This window comes from Pseudomonas sp. B21-028 (genome assembly GCF_024749045.1).
GTDB lineage: Bacteria > Pseudomonadota > Gammaproteobacteria > Pseudomonadales > Pseudomonadaceae > Aquipseudomonas.
Genome location: NZ_CP087184.1, coordinates 876,444 through 892,619, shown reverse-complemented (window position 1 = coordinate 892,619; position 16,176 = coordinate 876,444). Strand labels below are relative to the sequence as shown.

Below are 16,176 nucleotides of genomic sequence, written 5' to 3'. Positions count from 1 at the left end.
CTCTCCCGGAACTTGGATTTTGTTGCCGCGGCAGTGGTGGCTAACCGCGGTAGCACTTAAACGCTTGACTTCTTAATGGGGCCGCTGCGCCCGATTTCAAGCCTGCTCGTCAATAGAAGGTGAAACCGGTGCGGGCGTCTTGCTGACCACGACCATGGCCGGACGCAACAGACGACCATTGAGCAGATAACCTTTCTGGAAAACCTTCAGAACGCTGTTTGGCTCGACGTCGGCACTTTCCTGCATCGCCATGGCCTGGTGATGCTCGGCGTTGAAGGGTTCGCCGTGGGGATCGATGGCTTCGAGCTGATAGCGCTTGAGGGTGTCCTGGAACATCTTCAGGGTCAGCTCGATACCTTCACGCATCGGACGAATGTTCTCGTCGTCCGGATTGGACAGCTCAAGACCGCGCTCCAGGCTGTCGATGATCGGCAGCAGGTCGCCGGCGAAGCGCTCCAGGGCGAATTTGTGAGCCTTTTCCACATCCTGCTCGGCGCGACGGCGGACGTTCTGCAGGTCGGCTGCTACACGCAACGCCTGATCCTGCGCACCGGCCAGTTGCTCTTCGAGCACTTGTACACGGGCCGCCAGATCACCACCCGAATCCTGGGAGGTCTGATTGGCCTCTTGGTTTTGCGTATCCTGCGTCTGTTCGTCAGCCATAGTTTTCTCCTCTCAACTTCGTCCGCGAGCTCGACTCGCGCTTCTGCCCCCGTATATGGGGCCGGGTTTTCCGGCTTCAAGGGGCGCCCGACGAATTAACCTTACAAAAAGCAATTGCATACCTATTACCTGCCGCGCTAAGAAATTCGCTTCATCAAGCAAATCGAGCTAAGCGAGGGCATTGTCAGCCCGAAACAAAACACTGTATAAATAACCAGACCTAACGCCTGGGAGCGGCTTTATGCTGGTGCACCTGTCCGTACACAACTACGCCATCGTCGAACACCTCGACCTCGAACTTGACCGAGGCATGAGCGTGATTACCGGTGAGACCGGTGCCGGCAAGTCGATCATGCTCGATGCCCTGGGCCTGACACTGGGTGATCGCGCCGACAGCGGCGTCGTACGCCCCGGAGCAGACAAAGCCGACATCCTGGCGACCTTCGACCTGGTCGACATCCCCGAAGCCAGCGCCTGGCTGGCCGAGCGCGACCTGGACACCGATGGGCTGTGCATCCTGCGCCGGGTCATCACCACCGAAGGCCGCTCCCGAGGCTACATCAACGGCACTCCCTGCCCCCTGGGTGACCTCAAGGCCCTCGGGGAACTGCTGATCGACATCCACAGCCAGCACGAACACCAGTCGCTGCTCAAGACCGACACCCATCGTCGCCTGCTCGATGAATATGCCGGCGCCACGGACCTGGCCCGCCAGGTCCAACTGGCGGCCCAACGCTGGCGGCAGACCCGGCAGGAGCTGGACCGGCTCTCCAACTCCGGCGACGAACAACGTGCCCGCCACCAACTGTTGAGCTACCAGCTCGAAGAGCTGGAGAACCTGGCCCTGGGGGAAAATGAACTGGAGGAGCTGGAGCAGGAACACAAGAACCTGACCAACGCCGAAACCCTGCTGGGCATCTGCCGGCAAGTCGTCGAGCAATGCAGCGAAAATGATTCGGGCAACGTACTCAATGCACTGACAGCGAGCCTGAACCGACTCTCCAGCGTGAACAATTCCGTCGGTGCCCTGAGCGAAGCAACCAACCTGCTGACCAGCGCGCAGATCCAGGTCGAAGAGGCCGTGGGGGAGCTCAACCGGTTCCTCGATCATTTCGACGCCGACCCGGCGCGCCTGCAATACCTGGAAGAGCGCCTGGACACGATCTATACCCTGGCCCGCAAACACCGCATCCAGCCCACCGACGTCATCGAACTGCAGCAGCGCCTGCTGGAAGAACTGGAAACCCTGAATGCCAATGACGAATCCATCGAGCGCCTGGGGGATGAACTGGCCTCCTATGCCCGTCATTACCAGGAGAAAGCCAAGGAGCTCAGCGAACTGCGCCGCACGGCCGCCACCGGACTGGCCAGCGCGGTGGAGCAGGAAATCCAGCGCCTGGGCATGCCGGGAGGACGCTTCACCATCGAACTGCGCCCCAACACAGGCGACGAACTTCAGCCCAACGGGCTGGAGCAGGTCGAACTGCTGGTCAGTGCCAACCCAGGGCAACCCCTCAAGGCGTTGGCAAAAGTCGCCTCCGGCGGCGAGTTGTCGCGAATCAGCCTGGCCATCCAGGTCATCACCGCGCAAACCTCACGCGTGCCGACGCTGGTATTCGACGAAGTGGACGTGGGGATTGGCGGACCGACCGCGGAAATTGTCGGCCAATTGCTACGCAGGCTGGGGGAGCGCGGCCAGGTGCTGACGGTCACTCACCTGCCTCAGGTCGCCGCACAAGGGCATCAACATCTATTTGTCCATAAAGTGCGCGGCGAAGACGCCACCCGTACCGCAGTGTCCAAGCTGAGCAAGAGCGAGCGCGTTGAAGAAGTGGCAAGGATGCTGGGAGGGATCGATCTCACCAAGGAATCCCTCGCCCACGCGAAAAAAATGGTCGTCGCGGCGAAATCCTGAAGAAGCCGGGACAATCACCCAAATGAAAGAAGGCGACCCTGAGGTCGCCTTCTTTCATTACCCACGCTTACTTTTTCTTGCGTACATGCAAGACGAGATGGTGATCGATCAGCTCGAAGCCATACTCTTCAGCAATTGCGTTCTGCAGTTTTTCGATTTCAGGACTGATGAACTCGATGACCTCACGGGTTTCCACATTTACCATGTGGTCGTGGTGCTCCCCATCCGCCAATTCGAAGACCGCATGACCGCCATCGAAATTATGGCGAGCCACGAGGCCGGCAGCCTCAAATTGGGTCAGAACACGGTAAACCGTGGCCAGACCGACGTCCTCGCCTGCTTCCATGAGGGCCTTGTAGACGTCTTCGGCACTCATGTGCCGCTGCTCAGCGGAGTCGAGCATTTGCAGAATTTTGACCCTTGGCAGTGTCACCTTGAGGCCGGCTTTGCGTAGTTCGCTATTTTCAACCATGGTCAGCTTTCTCGCGATGCTGCTTCGCAGCTTCTCTTAATGCGGGTATGATCGGCGTTTACGTTGTCCCAGCCAAGATAGTGGAAGTCGCCCACCGATGCAAAACACCAAGCTCTTGCTAACCAGTTTCACCTTCGTGGGACTGCTCGCACTCGCCGGTTGTTCATTCCCCGGGGTTTACAAAATCGACATCCAGCAGGGCAATGTCGTGACGCAGGACATGATAGACCAGTTACGCCCGGGAATGACCCGCCGGCAAGTACGGTTTATCATGGGTAACCCCCTGCTGACCGACACGTTCCACGCCGATCGCTGGGATTATCTCTACAGCTTGCAGCCTGGCGGCGGTGAGCGCCAGCAGGAGCGCATCAGCGTTATCTTCAACGCCAATGATCAACTCGTCAGCCTGTCAGGCGATTTCATGCCTGGCGTGAGTCGCGACGAGGCCATCATGGGCAAGGACAGCGGCACGACAGTCACGCCGGCCGAGAACGGCGAGAAGGCGAAACCGGAAAAACCGGTCAAGCCAGGTTCGTTGCTGGACCAGATCCAGAAGGATGTGGACAGCGTCGAAACCGTCCCCGTCCCGACGCCAGAACCGCTGGATACCACGCCGCAATAAATTGCGACATGAAAAAACCCGGCATGCCGGGTTTTTTATTGCCTGCAATCCAGGTCCGATTATTGATTCGGCTTACGGGCCTGAGCAGCCTTGGCCGCGCGCAGGCGACGGATTTCCTTCGGATCCGCCAGCAACGGCCGGTAAATCTCAAGTCGATCACCCGCCTGGACCGGCTGGCGCTCTGGATCGGCAATCACCTTGCTGAAAATCCCCACCGAACACGTGGCCAGGTCGAGCTCCGGGAATTCATCGGCAATGCCCGATGCAGCCAGCGCAGCGCGAACCGTCGTGCCTTGCGGCACTGTAAATGTCCGCAAGACCTGACGCTGGACGGTGGCATACACCACTTCAATCTCGATCAACGCTTGAGCTCGGCATTCTGCTTGGCACGCTGGCAGAACGCGTCGACCAGGGTGTTGGCCGCCTGATTGAACAACGGCCCCAGCGTGGCACGCACCAGCGGGCCCGCGTAGTCGAACGACAGATCCAGGCTGATCTTGCAGGCCTTCTCCCCCAACGGCTTGAACACCCAGATACCGTGAAGTTGGTTGAAAGGCCCTTCTTCCAGGTTCATTTCGATGGACCGACCCGGCACCAGGGTATTGCGCGTCACGAAATGCTGGCTCAACCCGCCCTTGGCGACGTTGAGGCTGGCACGCATATGGGTCTCGGAGCTCTCGAGCACCTCGGCGGACGAGCACCAGGGCAGGAACTGCGGATAACTCGCCACATCGTTGACCAGGTCGTACAGCGCCTGCGCCGGATAAGGCAGCAAGGCCGAGCGTTGAATATGTGTCGTCATGTAAGCGTCACTTCCACAGCTGGGTGGCAAACACCACGAGGATGCCGATCGGGGCCACGTAGCGCATCAGGAACAGGCTCAAGGCGAACAATACCGGGCTGCGCAGCGACAATTCATCGCGTACGGCTTCCCGGCCCATGATCCACCCTGCAAATACCACGAAACACAAACCACCCAGTGGCAGCATGATTCGTGATGTAAAGAAATCAATCACGCCGAAGAAATCCAGCCCTCCGGTTGCCCCCCATTGGTAGAGGCGGAACAGGCCGTCTTCGTTCACGAAAAACTTGGCCTGCTTCCATATATTGAAGGAAAACACCGTCCCCAGTCCCACAAACCAGCAGGTGAAGGCCAGCCAGAACGTCACCCAGCCGCGACGGATCCGGGTCCGCTCGACCAGGTAGGCCACCATGGGCTCCAGCAGGGAAATCGCCGAACTCCAGGCCGCGATGGCAACCAGGACGAAAAATATCACACCCATCACCTGGCCGAACGCCATGTTGCCGAAGGCAAAGGGCAGGCTGACGAACATCAGGCCCGGTCCCTCGCTGGGATTCAGGCCCGCCGCAAACACAATCGGAAACAACGCCATACCCGCCATCAGCGACACGAAGGTATCCAGCAGCGCGACACCGACGACCGTCCTGGTGAGGGAGGCGCTCTTGGGCATGTAGGCGCCATAGATCATGATCGAGCCAACCCCGACGCTCAGGGAGAAAAACGCATGCCCCATGGCCGGCAGCAAGCCATCCAAAACTTTCTCCGGCTTGAAGTCGAACATGAAGTGCAGGCCCTCCATGAAGTGCCCGGTGGTCATGCTGTAGCCCAGCAGCACCAGGATCATCACGAACAGCAGCGGCATCATGATCCGCAGACTGCGCTCAAGCCCCGCGACCACGCCCTTGGCGATCACCACGGCGGAAAGCAACATGAAGACCGTGTGCCAGAGCGTCAATCTCAAGGGGTCAGAAATGACACCGCCAAAGTAGGCGCCCACCTGCTCGGGCGCCACGCCTTGAAAGTCGCCGCGCCCCATGTCGATGATGTAGTCCAGCGACCAGCCACCGACCACGCTGTAGAACGACAGGATCAGCAGCGCCGTAACCATCCCGGCGAAGGCTCCCCACGACCACTTGGGTGAGTGCCCCGCCTCCCGGGCCAGCACCTTCAAGGCATTGGCCGGGCTTTGCCGGGCGCGGCGACCGATCAGGGTCTCGGCCAGCATCACCGGCGCGCCGATGAGGGCGATGCACGCCAGGAACATCAATACGAAGGCACCACCACCGTAGACGCCGACCATGTAGGGGAATTTCCATATACTACCCAGCCCCACGGCCGAGCCGGTCGCAGCGAGTATGAAGACCCAGCGGCTAGCCCAACTGCCGTGGACAGAAACCTTGTCTGTCGACATCGTGATCACGCCCAAGCGTTCAAAAAAGAGGCCGCATTGTCCGGGATTCACTCAACGTGCTCAAGCGTGCAGCTTCACCGTAGCCGACACGCACGCAACTGCCTATAATGCCGCCCCTATGGCTAAACAGAAGAAACACCCCACAGGGACCATCGCGCAAAATAAAAAGGCGCGACACGACTACTTCATCGAACAGCGTTTCGAGGCTGGCATGGTCCTGGCCGGCTGGGAAGTAAAGAGCTTGCGCGCAGGCAAGGCGCAACTGGTCGACAGCTACGTGCTGCTCAAGGATGGCGAAGCCTGGCTGCTGGGCAGCCACATCACGCCATTGACCACCGCCAGCACCCACGTGATCGCCGACCCCGTGCGCTCGCGCAAGCTGCTGCTCAACAAGCGCGAACTGGAAAAGCTCTTCGCTGCCGTACAGCAGAAAGGCTACGCCTGTGTCTGCACCTCGCTGTACTGGAGCAAGCACCTGATCAAGTGCGAGATTGCGCTGGGCAAGGGCAAGAAGGAATACGACAAGCGCGATACCGAGCGTGAGCGCGATGCCGGTCGCGAACTGCAGCGTGCGGTGCGCAACAAGGGCAAGGAAGATTAAGCCCGCACAAAATCCAATGTGGGAGCGAGCCTGCTCGCGATAGCGTATCGTCAGTCGACATCGATGTTGACCGACTCACCGCCATCGCGAGCAGGCTCGCTCCCACAGGGTTATCAAAACCCGGCTGGCTACATCCCCTTGCGCCGCTCTGCCCGCGCCACTCGCTGGACTTCCTGGCGCACCTCCTCCAACACTTCCTGCACATACAGAATATGTCGGCTGGACACTTCCCGCGCCTGCTCGGCGTGCCCGTCCATGATCGCCTGGTACAACTCCCGATGCTGGCTGATCAGCATGTCGCGGGTTTCGCTGCGCTGCTTGTACATGCCGCCGATGTTGGTCACCACATTGCGCTTGAGCAGGTCGAACAACCCACGGATGGTATGCAGCAGGACCGCGTTATGGCTGGCCTCGGCAATCGCCAGGTGGAACCGGGCGTCCGCCGCGCCCTCCTCCGCCCGACTCACTTCATCGTGGCGGGCATAGCAATCCTGCAACTCATCGAACGCCGCCGTCAGCCGCTCGCGATCCACCTCCGTGGCCCGCAACGCCGCGTAATAGGCACAGGATGCTTCCAGCGTATGCCGGAACTCCAACAAGTCGCGCTGCGCTTCGGGATTGCTTTCCAATAGCTGCAGCAGTGGATCGCTGAACGTCGAGCCCAGCGATTCCACCACGTAGTTGCCGCCGCCCTGTCGGCTGACCAGCAAGCCTTTGGCCGTCAGCTTCTGGATCGCCTCGCGCAATGAAGGACGTGAGACGCCGAACTGCTCGGCCAGGGTCCGCTCGGCCGGCAGCCGCTCGCCGGATTTCAGCGTGCCCTCAAGAATCATTCCTTCAAGCCGCTCGACAATATCGTCAGACAAACGGCGCTGACGAATCTGATCAAACCCCATAACTCGACTCTCCACGATCCCGGCAGCTCGCCGGGCTCTCTATTCTGGCCCATCCGGGCCCTGCCCACACCTACCAGAGGCCATTTAGGCAAACAGATCAGATCCGATCTGCGCCGCTTATTCGACGAAAGTTTCAGGGAGGCAAATTGACACACGACAGCCAAGGCTTTTACCCTAGCCGACAGCGCTTGTAAATTGGTATTACCAATTAACCAAAACCGCTGACCAGTGCCTGACCAACAACAATTAGGGGCTCACCCACCATGCAAACCTGGCAACAGCTTTACAGCCCGCTCGGCAGTCTCGGCTTGTCCGCACTTGCGGCCGTTATTCCCATCGTATTTTTCTTCCTGGCCCTGGCGGTGTTTCGCCTCAAGGGGCATGTGGCGGGAAGCATCACCCTGGCCTTGGCGATTGCCGTGGCAATCTTTGCCTTCAACATGCCAGCAGACATGGCCTTCGCCGCTGCCGGCTACGGTTTTGCCTATGGCCTGTGGCCCATCGCCTGGATCATCGTCGCCGCCGTCTTCTTGTACAAACTGACGGTCAAGAGCGGCCAGTTCGAGGTCATCCGCAGCTCGGTGCTGTCGATCACCGATGACCAGCGCCTGCAAGTGCTGTTGATTGGCTTTTGCTTCGGCGCCTTTCTGGAAGGTGCCGCTGGTTTCGGTGCACCCGTGGCGATTACTGCCGCGTTGCTCGTGGGCCTGGGCTTCAACCCGCTGTATGCCGCCGGCCTGTGCCTGATCGCCAACACCGCGCCCGTGGCGTTCGGCGCCCTGGGCATTCCGATTATCGTGGCCGGCCAGGTGACCGGGATCGACGCGGTCAAGATCGGCGCCATGACCGGACGCCAGTTGCCACTGCTGTCACTGTTCGTGCCGTTCTGGCTGGTATTCATGATGGATGGCCTGCGCGGCGTGCGGGAAACCTGGCCGGCGGCGCTGGTGGCAGGCTTGAGTTTCGCCATCACCCAGTACTTCACCTCCAACTTCATCGGCCCGGAACTGCCAGACATCACCTCGGCCCTGGCCAGCCTGATCTCGCTGACGTTGTTCCTGAAAGTCTGGCAGCCCAAACGCAGCGCAGGTGCACAGATTGCCGGTGCCACATCCGACGCAACGGTGATCGCCAGCGTCGGTGGTTTCGGCCAACCGCGCAGCACCGTGGCTTCGCCCTACAGCCTGGGGGAAATCATCAAAGCCTGGTCGCCCTTCCTGATCCTCACCGTGCTGGTCACGATCTGGACCTTGAAACCGTTCAAGGCAATGTTCGCCGCCGGCGGCTCGATGTACGCCTGGGTGTTCAACTTCGCCATCCCGCACCTGGATCAGATGGTGATCAAGGCTGCTCCCATCGTGATCAACCCCACCGCCATCCCGGCCGTGTTCAAACTTGATCCGATCTCGGCCACCGGCACGGCGATTTTCTTCTCCGCACTGATCTCGATGCTGGTGCTGAAAATTAGTCCAAAGACTGGTCTTACCACTTTCAAGGAGACCCTGTTTGAACTGCGCTGGCCGATCCTGTCGATTGGTATGGTGTTGGCCTTCGCCTTCGTCACGAACTACTCGGGCATGTCGTCGACCATGGCCCTGGTGCTGGCCGGCACGGGCGCGGCGTTTCCGTTCTTCTCGCCTTTCCTGGGTTGGCTGGGGGTGTTCCTGACCGGTTCCGATACCTCGTCCAACGCCCTGTTCAGTTCGCTGCAAGCCACCACCGCGCACCAGATCGGCGTCAACGACACGCTGCTCGTGGCGGCCAATACCAGTGGCGGCGTAACCGGCAAGATGATTTCGCCGCAATCGATCGCGGTGGCCTGCGCAGCCACCGGGCTGGTGGGCAAAGAGTCGGATCTGTTCCGTTTTACCCTGAAACACAGCCTATTCTTTGCAACGATCGTCGGCTTGATCACGTTGGCCCAGGCCTACTGGTTCACCGGCATGCTGGTGCACTGAGTCCTACAAGCTGCATGGAAAAAACCGACGCCGGAACACCCTCCGGCGTCCGCTATCGACAACCGGGTCTGCAAGGTTGCTGAAAGATTTGATCTCTATATTCAGCAGCCTCAGCGGACGGATAACCGGGACCACCCGGAGACACGCCTGATGAGCGAGCTTTTTTACAACGCCGTGCCGAACGCGACCCGTGTCGCCCCGCCATTGCCCGAGCCTCGGCAGTACCCCAGCGAAAAACCGCAACGGGTCTACCTGTTCGGCACCTGCGTGGTGGACCTGTTCTACCCCGAAGCCGGAATGGACGCGATCCATCTTTTGGAGCGCGAAGGAATCCGGGTGGAATATCCGCAAGGGCAAACCTGCTGCGGGCAACCGGCATACACCTCGGGCTATACCGAGCAGGCGCGGACGGTGGCGCGGGCGCAACTGGCGTTGTTTGCCGGAGACTATCCGGTGGTGGTGCCTTCGGGTTCCTGCGCCGGCATGATGCGCGAGCATTACGCCGACCTGTTCAAGGATGAGCCCGAGACGCTCAAGCAGGTCCAGGCCCTGGCTGCTCGGACCTTTGAGCTGGCCGAGTTTCTGTTGTTCGTCTGCAAGGTGCAGCTTCAGGACAGCGGCGCACCGGTGAAGATTGCGTTGCACACGTCCTGCTCGGCACGGCGTGAAATGAATACCCACCTGCACGGCCGCGCGTTGTTGGCGCAGCTACGCAATGTGGAGCGGGTCGAACACAGCCACGAAAGCGAATGCTGCGGCTTTGGTGGGACCTTCAGCGTTCGCATGCCGGATATTTCCGGCGCGATGGTGGCCGACAAGACCCGGGCGTTGAAGGAATCCGGTGCACACAAGATCGTCAGTGCCGACTGCGGCTGCCTGATGAACATCAACGGCGCACTGGAGAAACAGAAGGAGGCGCTGCGCGGCCAGCACTTGGCGAGCTTCCTCCGGCAACGTACCGGAGGTGTCGCATGAGCACGCCGACGCTGATTCCGACCGTTGAGCTGCCGGAAGATTTTCGCGCCCGCGCTCACAAAGCCCTGGGCGACACGCAATTGCGAAACAACTTTCGCAGTGCGATGGATTCACTGATGACCAAGCGGGCAACGTCCTTCAGCGATGCCCACGAAAGAGAACACCTGCGAGTGCTCGGCAATGCCGTCCGCGCCCGTGCGTTATCGAAGCTGCCCGACCTGCTCGAGCGGCTTGAAAGCAACCTGACCCGCAACGGTGTGACTGTGCACTGGGCGGAAACGGTGGACGAAGCCAACGGCATCGTCCTCTCGATCATCCGCGCTCACGAGGCGCGGCAAGTGATCAAGGGCAAATCGATGGTCAGCGAAGAGATGGAGATGAACCATTTCCTCGAGGCTCGGGACATTGAATGTCTCGAATCCGACATGGGGGAATACATCGTCCAGCTCGACCACGAGAAGCCTTCACACATCATTATGCCGGCGATCCACAAGAATGCCGGTCAGGTCGCGTCCTTGTTCCACGACAAACTCGGCGTGGAGTACACCAAGGACGTCGACCAACTCATTCAGATCGGTCGCAAGGTCTTGCGGCAGAAATTCTTCGAGGCCGACATCGGCGTGTCGGGCGTCAATTTCGCCGTCGCCGAAACCGGCACCCTGCTGCTGGTGGAAAACGAAGGCAACGGCCGGATGTCCACCACCGTGCCACCGGTGCACATCGCCGTGACCGGCATCGAAAAAGTGGTGGAGAACCTGCGCGATGTGGTGCCGCTGCTCTCGCTGCTGACTCGCTCGGCCCTCGGCCAGCCGATCACCACCTACGTCAACATGATCTCCGGCCCGCGCAAGGCCGACGAACTGGACGGACCCCAGGAAGTGCACCTGGTGCTGCTGGACAACGGTCGCAGCCAGGCGTTTGCCGACAGCGAATTGCGCCAGACCCTGAACTGCATCCGCTGCGGGGCCTGCATGAATCATTGCCCGGTCTACACCCGAATCGGCGGTCATGCCTACGGCGAGGTCTACCCGGGGCCTATCGGAAAAATCATCACGCCGCACATGGTCGGCCTCGCCAAAGTGCCGGATCACCCGAGCGCCTCCTCACTGTGTGGCGCCTGCGGTGAAGTGTGCCCGGTGAAGATCCCGATCCCAGCCCTGCTGCGACGCCTGCGGGAAGAAAACGTCAAGGCGCCGGACAGCCCGAATCAAGTGATGCGCGGCCAGGGCAGCAAATATTCGCCCAAGGAACGCTTCATCTGGAATGCCTGGGCCCGGCTCAACAGCTCGCCACGGCTGTATCGGTTGTTCGGCTTTCTCGCCACGCGCCTACGCGCCCTGACGCCCAGCAACGTCGGCCCCTGGACCCAGAACCACAGCGCCCCCAAACCCGCCGCCCGCTCGCTGCACGACCTGGCCCGCGAACACCTGAAAGCCCAGGGAGACCACCGATGAGCGCCAGGGACAATATCCTCGCCAAGCTGCGTAAAAGCCTGACCGGCACCACCCCGGTTGCCGACCATTTCGACGTCGATCTGGTCACGCAAACCTACCGCTACGCGCCCGAAGAACGCATCCCGCAGTTGCGCAAGCTGATGGAAGCGGTGCACACCGAAATCCACCTGACGTCGGGTGAAGGCTGGACAGCGCTGCTGGCACAGTTGCTGCGCGACCGGCAATTGCCGAGCCTGCTGATTGCTCCAACCACGGCGCACGGGCAAAAAATTACACAATTCTGGGCGAATAATCCTGACCTGCCGGCCCTCAAGGCCTACAACAGGCCGGTCGAGGAATGGAAAGCCGAGCTGTTCAACGACACCCCGGCCAGCCTGACCGGAACCCTCGGTGCCATCGCCGCGACCGGCAGCCTGATTCTGTGGCCAACGCGAGAAGAACCACGGCTGATGAGCCTGGTGCCACCCGTACATTTTGCCCTGCTCAAGGCCAGCGAGATCCGCGATAACTTCTATGAAGTGCAGCAGGAATTCGAATGGGCCCAGGGCATGCCTACCAACGCGCTGCTGGTGTCAGGCCCTTCGAAAACCGCCGACATCGAACAAGTCCTGGCCTACGGCGCCCACGGCCCCAAGGATCTGGTGGTATTGATTCTGGAGGACCAATGACTCTTCCGGCCCCGTTCCTACATGATGTACAGCAACTGATCCCACAAAAGCGCCGTTTCGACGATCCACTGTCGGCTTTGGCCTTCGGCACCGACGCCAGTTTCTACCGGCTGATTCCGAAACTGGTGATACGGGTCGAAAGCGAAGACGAAGTGGTCGCCCTGCTGAAACTGGCCCAGCGCGACCACGTCCCCGTCACCTTCCGCGCGGCCGGCACCAGCCTGTCGGGACAAGCCATCAGCGACTCGGTGCTGATTGTGCTGGGGGATAACTGGAACGGCCGCGAGATTCGCCAACAGGGCACGCAGATCCGTTTGCAGCCGGGCGTGATCGGTGCCCAGGCCAATGCCTGGCTGGCACCGTTCGGACGCAAGATCGGCCCGGATCCGGCGTCGATCAACGCCTGCAAGATCGGCGGCATCGTCGCCAACAACGCCAGCGGCATGTGCTGCGGCACGGCGCAGAATACCTATCACACCCTGGCCGGCATCCGTCTGGTACTGGCCGATGGCACACGCCTCGACACCGAAGACGACACCAGCGTGGCCGCGTTCCGAGCCAGTCATGGCGAACTGCTGGAGCGCCTGGCGAGCCTCGGTCGCGAGACCCGTGACAACACCGAACTGGCTGCCCGAATTCGCCACAAATACCGTCTGAAAAATACCACCGGCCTGTCACTCAACGCCCTGGTGGATTTCGACGAGCCTGTGGATATCTTGAGCCACCTGCTGGTGGGGTCCGAAGGCACCCTCGGTTTCATCAGCGCGGTGACCTACAACACGGTGATCGACCATCCGAACAAGGCCTCGGCGCTGATCGTGTTCCCGGACGTGGAAACCTGCTGCAACGCCGTCACCGTGCTGAAAAGCCAGCCGGTATCGGCCGTAGAGTTGCTGGACCGTCGCAGTCTGCGCTCGGTCCAGGACAAGCCAGGCATGCCGGATTTCGTCCAACATCTGTCGATCAATGCCTGCGCCCTGCTGATCGAATCCCGCGCCGCGTCCTCGTCTCTGCTCCAAGAACAACTGGCGCGGATCATGACCTCGCTGGCCGGTTTCCCGGTGGAAAAGCAGGTCGACTTTACCGAAGACCCGAAGGAAAACGCCCGACTCTGGGCCATCCGCAAGGACACCTTTCCGGCGGTAGGCGCGGTGCGCAAAACCGGGACCACGGTGATCATCGAAGACGTGACCTTTCCGGTGGAACAGCTAGCGGCGGGCGTGAACCGCCTGATCGAACTGTTCGATAAACATCACTACGACGAAGCGATCCTTTTCGGACACGCACTGGAAGGCAATCTGCACTTTGTCTTCACCCAAGGCTTCAACAACCCTGAAGAAGTCGCACGCTACCAGGCGTTCATGGATGACGTGGCACAGTTGGTCGCGGTGGAATTCGGCGGTTCGCTGAAGGCCGAGCACGGCACCGGACGCAACATGGCGCCCTTCGTCGAACTGGAATGGGGCAGCGATGCCTACCAGTTGATGTGGCAACTCAAGCGCCTGCTCGATCCCAACGGCATCCTCAACCCGGATGTGGTGCTCAGCGAAGACCCGCAGATCCACCTCAAGCACCTCAAGCCGCTGCCGGCCGCCGACGAAATCGTCGACAAGTGCATCGAGTGTGGTTTCTGCGAACCGGTGTGTCCATCCAAGGACCTGACCTTGAGCCCACGCCAGCGCATCGTGATCTGGCGGGACATCCAGGCAAAAAAGCGCGCGGGCATCGACACGTCCGAGCTGGAAACGGCCTATCAATATCAAGGCATCGACACCTGCGCCGCCACCGGCCTATGCGCCCAGCGCTGCCCGGTAGGCATCAATACCGGCGACCTGGTGAAAAAGCTCCGCGGCCGTACCGCAACGCGTACGAAAACCGCCGACTGGCTTGCGAGCAACTTCGCCCTGGCCCTGCAAGGAGCACGCTTTACCCTGCACGTTGCCAACGGCGCCCGCATGTTGCTGGGGGCACCACGGCTGGCCCGACTGTCCGGTGGACTGAACCGATTATCCAAGGGTCAGGTTCCGCAATGGACCAACGCCATGCCACAGCCGGAAAGCCCCATCCGCTTCAGCCCGGCCGTCTCGGACCAACTTCCGAGAGTGGTGTACCTGGCGGCCTGCGTGTCGCGGGTCATGGGCCCTGCGGCGGGAGATAAAGAACAGGTTTCGCTGTACGAAAAAACCCGAAAACTGCTGGAAAAAGCCGGTTACCAAGTGGTCTTTCCCGACAACGTGGACAGCCTTTGCTGCGGCCAGCCGTTTGCCTCAAAAGGTTACGCCGAACAAGCCGAGCACAAACGCCAGGAACTGATCGGAGCTCTATTGCACGCCAGCCGCGGCGGCCTCGATCCCATCTACTGCGACACCAGCCCCTGCACGTTGCGGCTGGTGCAGGACCTCGGCGAAGTGCGCCTCGACCTGTACGATCCCGTGCGCTTCATTCGCACGCACCTGATGGAGCGCCTGGAATTCAGCCCCCAGGAGGAACCGATTGCCGTGCATGTCACGTGCAGCACCCAGCACCTTGGCGAGAGCCAGGCGCTGATCGATCTGGCGCGCAAATGCAGCAAACACGTCGTCATCCCGGAAGGCATCCACTGCTGCGGTTTTGCCGGAGACAAGGGCTTTACCACACCGGAACTCAACGCCCACTCGCTGCGTACTCTCAAGGACGCAGTTCAATACTGCACCGAGGGCATCTCCACCAGCCGCACCTGTGAGATTGGTCTGACGCAACACGGTGAAATCGATTACCACGGCCTGGTGTATCTGGTTGACCGCGTCACCCGGGCCAAACCCGCCGGCGGTGAAGGTTCATCTGCAGGGCCCGACGAAAAATCGAATTCCTGCGCTTCGCTGTAGTCACTTGAATAGGCCCGGCTCTGTCGGGCCCTACGACAACGACTCGGCCTGACCGTGAGCGGCAGCACCGAGACCACACGTTCAAGGAGATACACATGAAGCACACCGCATTTGCTGGCTTGTTCATTTCCGCTGCACTGTTGGCCTCTCCGGTGTTTGCAGCCGACCTCTGCGAGACCAATCTGACCAAGATCCGAAATGACATGGTCAGCACGAAGCAGTTAAGCGAAAGCTTGAAGACCGAGCTGGACACCGACATAAGAAATGCCGAGCAGGCTCACCAAAAAGGTACCGAGGAAGGCACCAAGGATTGCATTGCAATCACCACCCAAGCCATGCAGAAGCTGGATAACAACGCCAAAGGCGATCCTCAGTAACATCGCCCCCGGGTTGGCCTCAGCCAAGTATTGGCGTACACTGCACATGCCTGTCACTCAACAGCTCGACCGAGTGACAGGTTCGGGGCCGTTTAGGATTCGACGCCGGTTGCGAAACTTTAGGTGCATGCCGAGTTGGTAACAGAACTCGTAAATCCACTGTTGCAACTTCCTATAGTTGCCAATGACGAAACCTACGGGGAATACGCTCTCGCTGCGTAAGCAGCCTTAGCCCTTCCCTTCTGGTACCTTCGGGTCCAGCAATCATCAGGGGATGTCTGTAAACCCAAAGTGATTGTCATATAGAACAGAATCGCCGTGCAGTACGTTGTGGACGAAGCGGCTAAAACTTACACAACTCGCCCAAAGCACCCTGCCCGTCGGGTCGCTGAGGGTTAACTTAATAGACACGGCTACGCATGTAGTACCGACAGCGGAGTACTGGCGGACGGGGGTTCAAATCCCCCCGGCTCCACCACTTCATCATCTAAAGACGTC

General features: G+C 60.3%; 15 protein-coding genes and 1 other RNA gene. 10 read left to right on the top strand and 6 right to left on the bottom strand.

Annotated elements, in window-relative coordinates:
• Positions 1-96: 96 nt before the first annotated feature.
• Positions 97-663, bottom strand: coding sequence for a nucleotide exchange factor GrpE (gene grpE, locus LOY35_RS03840; protein WP_041025004.1), 567 nt, complete (start codon positions 661-663; stop codon positions 97-99).
• A gap of 241 nt (positions 664-904) precedes the next feature.
• Here grpE and recN point away from each other — a divergent pair, with 241 nt between their 5' ends.
• Positions 905-2,578 carry a DNA repair protein RecN gene (gene recN, locus LOY35_RS03835; protein WP_258630805.1) on the top strand — a complete coding sequence of 558 codons (1,674 nt, stop codon included), beginning with the start codon at positions 905-907 and terminating at the stop codon, positions 2,576-2,578.
• 67 nt (positions 2,579-2,645) lie between these two features.
• Here recN and fur read toward each other — a convergent pair whose 3' ends face one another.
• The gene (gene fur, locus LOY35_RS03830) at positions 2,646-3,050 is read right to left on the bottom strand and encodes a ferric iron uptake transcriptional regulator (protein ID WP_258630804.1); all 405 of its coding nucleotides are present in this window, start codon (positions 3,048-3,050) and stop codon (positions 2,646-2,648) included.
• 97 nt (positions 3,051-3,147) lie between these two features.
• Between fur and LOY35_RS03825 the strand changes: the two genes are divergently transcribed.
• Complete coding sequence (locus tag LOY35_RS03825; protein ID WP_041025007.1) at positions 3,148-3,672, top strand: outer membrane protein assembly factor BamE; 525 nt, start codon at positions 3,148-3,150, stop codon at positions 3,670-3,672.
• 59 nt (positions 3,673-3,731) lie between these two features.
• Here LOY35_RS03825 and LOY35_RS03820 read toward each other — a convergent pair whose 3' ends face one another.
• From LOY35_RS03820 to LOY35_RS03810, 3 genes are read right to left on the bottom strand one after another with little or no spacing between them, the layout of a single operon-like run.
• Positions 3,732-4,034, bottom strand: coding sequence for an RnfH family protein (locus tag LOY35_RS03820; protein WP_258630802.1), 303 nt, complete (start codon positions 4,032-4,034; stop codon positions 3,732-3,734).
• Positions 4,031-4,474: a type II toxin-antitoxin system RatA family toxin gene (locus LOY35_RS03815; protein ID WP_258630801.1), complete on the bottom strand. Its 444-nt coding sequence runs from the start codon at positions 4,472-4,474 to the stop codon at positions 4,031-4,033. Before LOY35_RS03815 ends, LOY35_RS03820 begins: the two co-directional genes overlap by 4 nt.
• A 7-nt stretch (positions 4,475-4,481) precedes the next feature.
• Positions 4,482-5,885 carry a sodium-dependent transporter gene (locus LOY35_RS03810; protein ID WP_258630800.1) on the bottom strand — a complete coding sequence of 468 codons (1,404 nt, stop codon included), beginning with the start codon at positions 5,883-5,885 and terminating at the stop codon, positions 4,482-4,484.
• 118 nt (positions 5,886-6,003) lie between these two features.
• Here LOY35_RS03810 and smpB point away from each other — a divergent pair, with 118 nt between their 5' ends.
• A complete protein-coding gene (smpB, locus tag LOY35_RS03805) occupies positions 6,004-6,486 on the top strand; it encodes an SsrA-binding protein SmpB (RefSeq protein WP_041025010.1) in 483 nt (160 codons plus the stop codon).
• A 128-nt stretch (positions 6,487-6,614) separates the two neighbouring features.
• Here the strand turns inward: smpB and LOY35_RS03800 are convergent, their stop codons facing one another.
• Positions 6,615-7,382 carry an FCD domain-containing protein gene (locus LOY35_RS03800; RefSeq protein ID WP_139648183.1) on the bottom strand — a complete coding sequence of 256 codons (768 nt, stop codon included), beginning with the start codon at positions 7,380-7,382 and terminating at the stop codon, positions 6,615-6,617.
• Positions 7,383-7,645: 263 nt separating this feature from the next.
• Here LOY35_RS03800 and LOY35_RS03795 point away from each other — a divergent pair, with 263 nt between their 5' ends.
• The 7 genes from LOY35_RS03795 (at position 7,646) to ssrA (ending at position 16,156) form a co-directional block, all read left to right on the top strand.
• On the top strand, positions 7,646-9,340 hold the full coding sequence (locus LOY35_RS03795; protein WP_258630796.1) for a lactate permease LctP family transporter: 1,695 nt from the start codon (positions 7,646-7,648) through the stop codon (positions 9,338-9,340).
• 150 nt (positions 9,341-9,490) lie between these two features.
• On the top strand, positions 9,491-10,315 hold the full coding sequence (locus tag LOY35_RS03790) for a (Fe-S)-binding protein (protein WP_258630794.1): 825 nt from the start codon (positions 9,491-9,493) through the stop codon (positions 10,313-10,315).
• Positions 10,312-11,769, top strand: coding sequence for a LutB/LldF family L-lactate oxidation iron-sulfur protein (locus tag LOY35_RS03785; RefSeq protein WP_258630792.1), 1,458 nt, complete (start codon positions 10,312-10,314; stop codon positions 11,767-11,769). The genes LOY35_RS03790 and LOY35_RS03785 overlap by 4 nt, the downstream gene beginning before the upstream one ends.
• Complete coding sequence (locus LOY35_RS03780) at positions 11,766-12,437, top strand: lactate utilization protein (RefSeq protein WP_047699380.1); 672 nt, start codon at positions 11,766-11,768, stop codon at positions 12,435-12,437. The genes LOY35_RS03785 and LOY35_RS03780 overlap by 4 nt, the downstream gene beginning before the upstream one ends.
• A complete protein-coding gene (locus tag LOY35_RS03775; protein WP_258630788.1) occupies positions 12,434-15,301 on the top strand; it encodes an FAD-binding and (Fe-S)-binding domain-containing protein in 2,868 nt (955 codons plus the stop codon). The genes LOY35_RS03780 and LOY35_RS03775 overlap by 4 nt, the downstream gene beginning before the upstream one ends.
• Before the next feature lie 95 nt (positions 15,302-15,396).
• The gene (locus LOY35_RS03770; RefSeq protein WP_258630786.1) at positions 15,397-15,678 is read left to right on the top strand and encodes a hypothetical protein; all 282 of its coding nucleotides are present in this window, start codon (positions 15,397-15,399) and stop codon (positions 15,676-15,678) included.
• An 84-nt stretch (positions 15,679-15,762) separates the two neighbouring features.
• Positions 15,763-16,156: a transfer-messenger RNA gene (ssrA, locus tag LOY35_RS03765) on the top strand.
• Positions 16,157-16,176 lie beyond the last annotated feature (20 nt).

Coding starts and splice junctions, on each gene's coding strand:
- LOY35_RS03815 (WP_258630801.1), bottom strand. CDS start 4,474: ATGACGACACATATTCAACGCTCGGCCTTGCTGCCTTATCCGGCGCAG.
- LOY35_RS03800 (WP_139648183.1), bottom strand. CDS start 7,382: ATGGGGTTTGATCAGATTCGTCAGCGCCGTTTGTCTGACGATATTGTC.
- LOY35_RS03810 (WP_258630800.1), bottom strand. CDS start 5,885: ATGTCGACAGACAAGGTTTCTGTCCACGGCAGTTGGGCTAGCCGCTGG.
- LOY35_RS03785 (WP_258630792.1), top strand. CDS start 10,312: ATGAGCACGCCGACGCTGATTCCGACCGTTGAGCTGCCGGAAGATTTT.
- LOY35_RS03780 (WP_047699380.1), top strand. CDS start 11,766: ATGAGCGCCAGGGACAATATCCTCGCCAAGCTGCGTAAAAGCCTGACC.
- LOY35_RS03790 (WP_258630794.1), top strand. CDS start 9,491: ATGAGCGAGCTTTTTTACAACGCCGTGCCGAACGCGACCCGTGTCGCC.
- LOY35_RS03775 (WP_258630788.1), top strand. CDS start 12,434: ATGACTCTTCCGGCCCCGTTCCTACATGATGTACAGCAACTGATCCCA.
- fur (WP_258630804.1), bottom strand. CDS start 3,050: ATGGTTGAAAATAGCGAACTACGCAAAGCCGGCCTCAAGGTGACACTG.
- LOY35_RS03770 (WP_258630786.1), top strand. CDS start 15,397: ATGAAGCACACCGCATTTGCTGGCTTGTTCATTTCCGCTGCACTGTTG.
- recN (WP_258630805.1), top strand. CDS start 905: ATGCTGGTGCACCTGTCCGTACACAACTACGCCATCGTCGAACACCTC.
- smpB (WP_041025010.1), top strand. CDS start 6,004: ATGGCTAAACAGAAGAAACACCCCACAGGGACCATCGCGCAAAATAAA.
- LOY35_RS03825 (WP_041025007.1), top strand. CDS start 3,148: ATGCAAAACACCAAGCTCTTGCTAACCAGTTTCACCTTCGTGGGACTG.
- grpE (WP_041025004.1), bottom strand. CDS start 663: ATGGCTGACGAACAGACGCAGGATACGCAAAACCAAGAGGCCAATCAG.
- LOY35_RS03795 (WP_258630796.1), top strand. CDS start 7,646: ATGCAAACCTGGCAACAGCTTTACAGCCCGCTCGGCAGTCTCGGCTTG.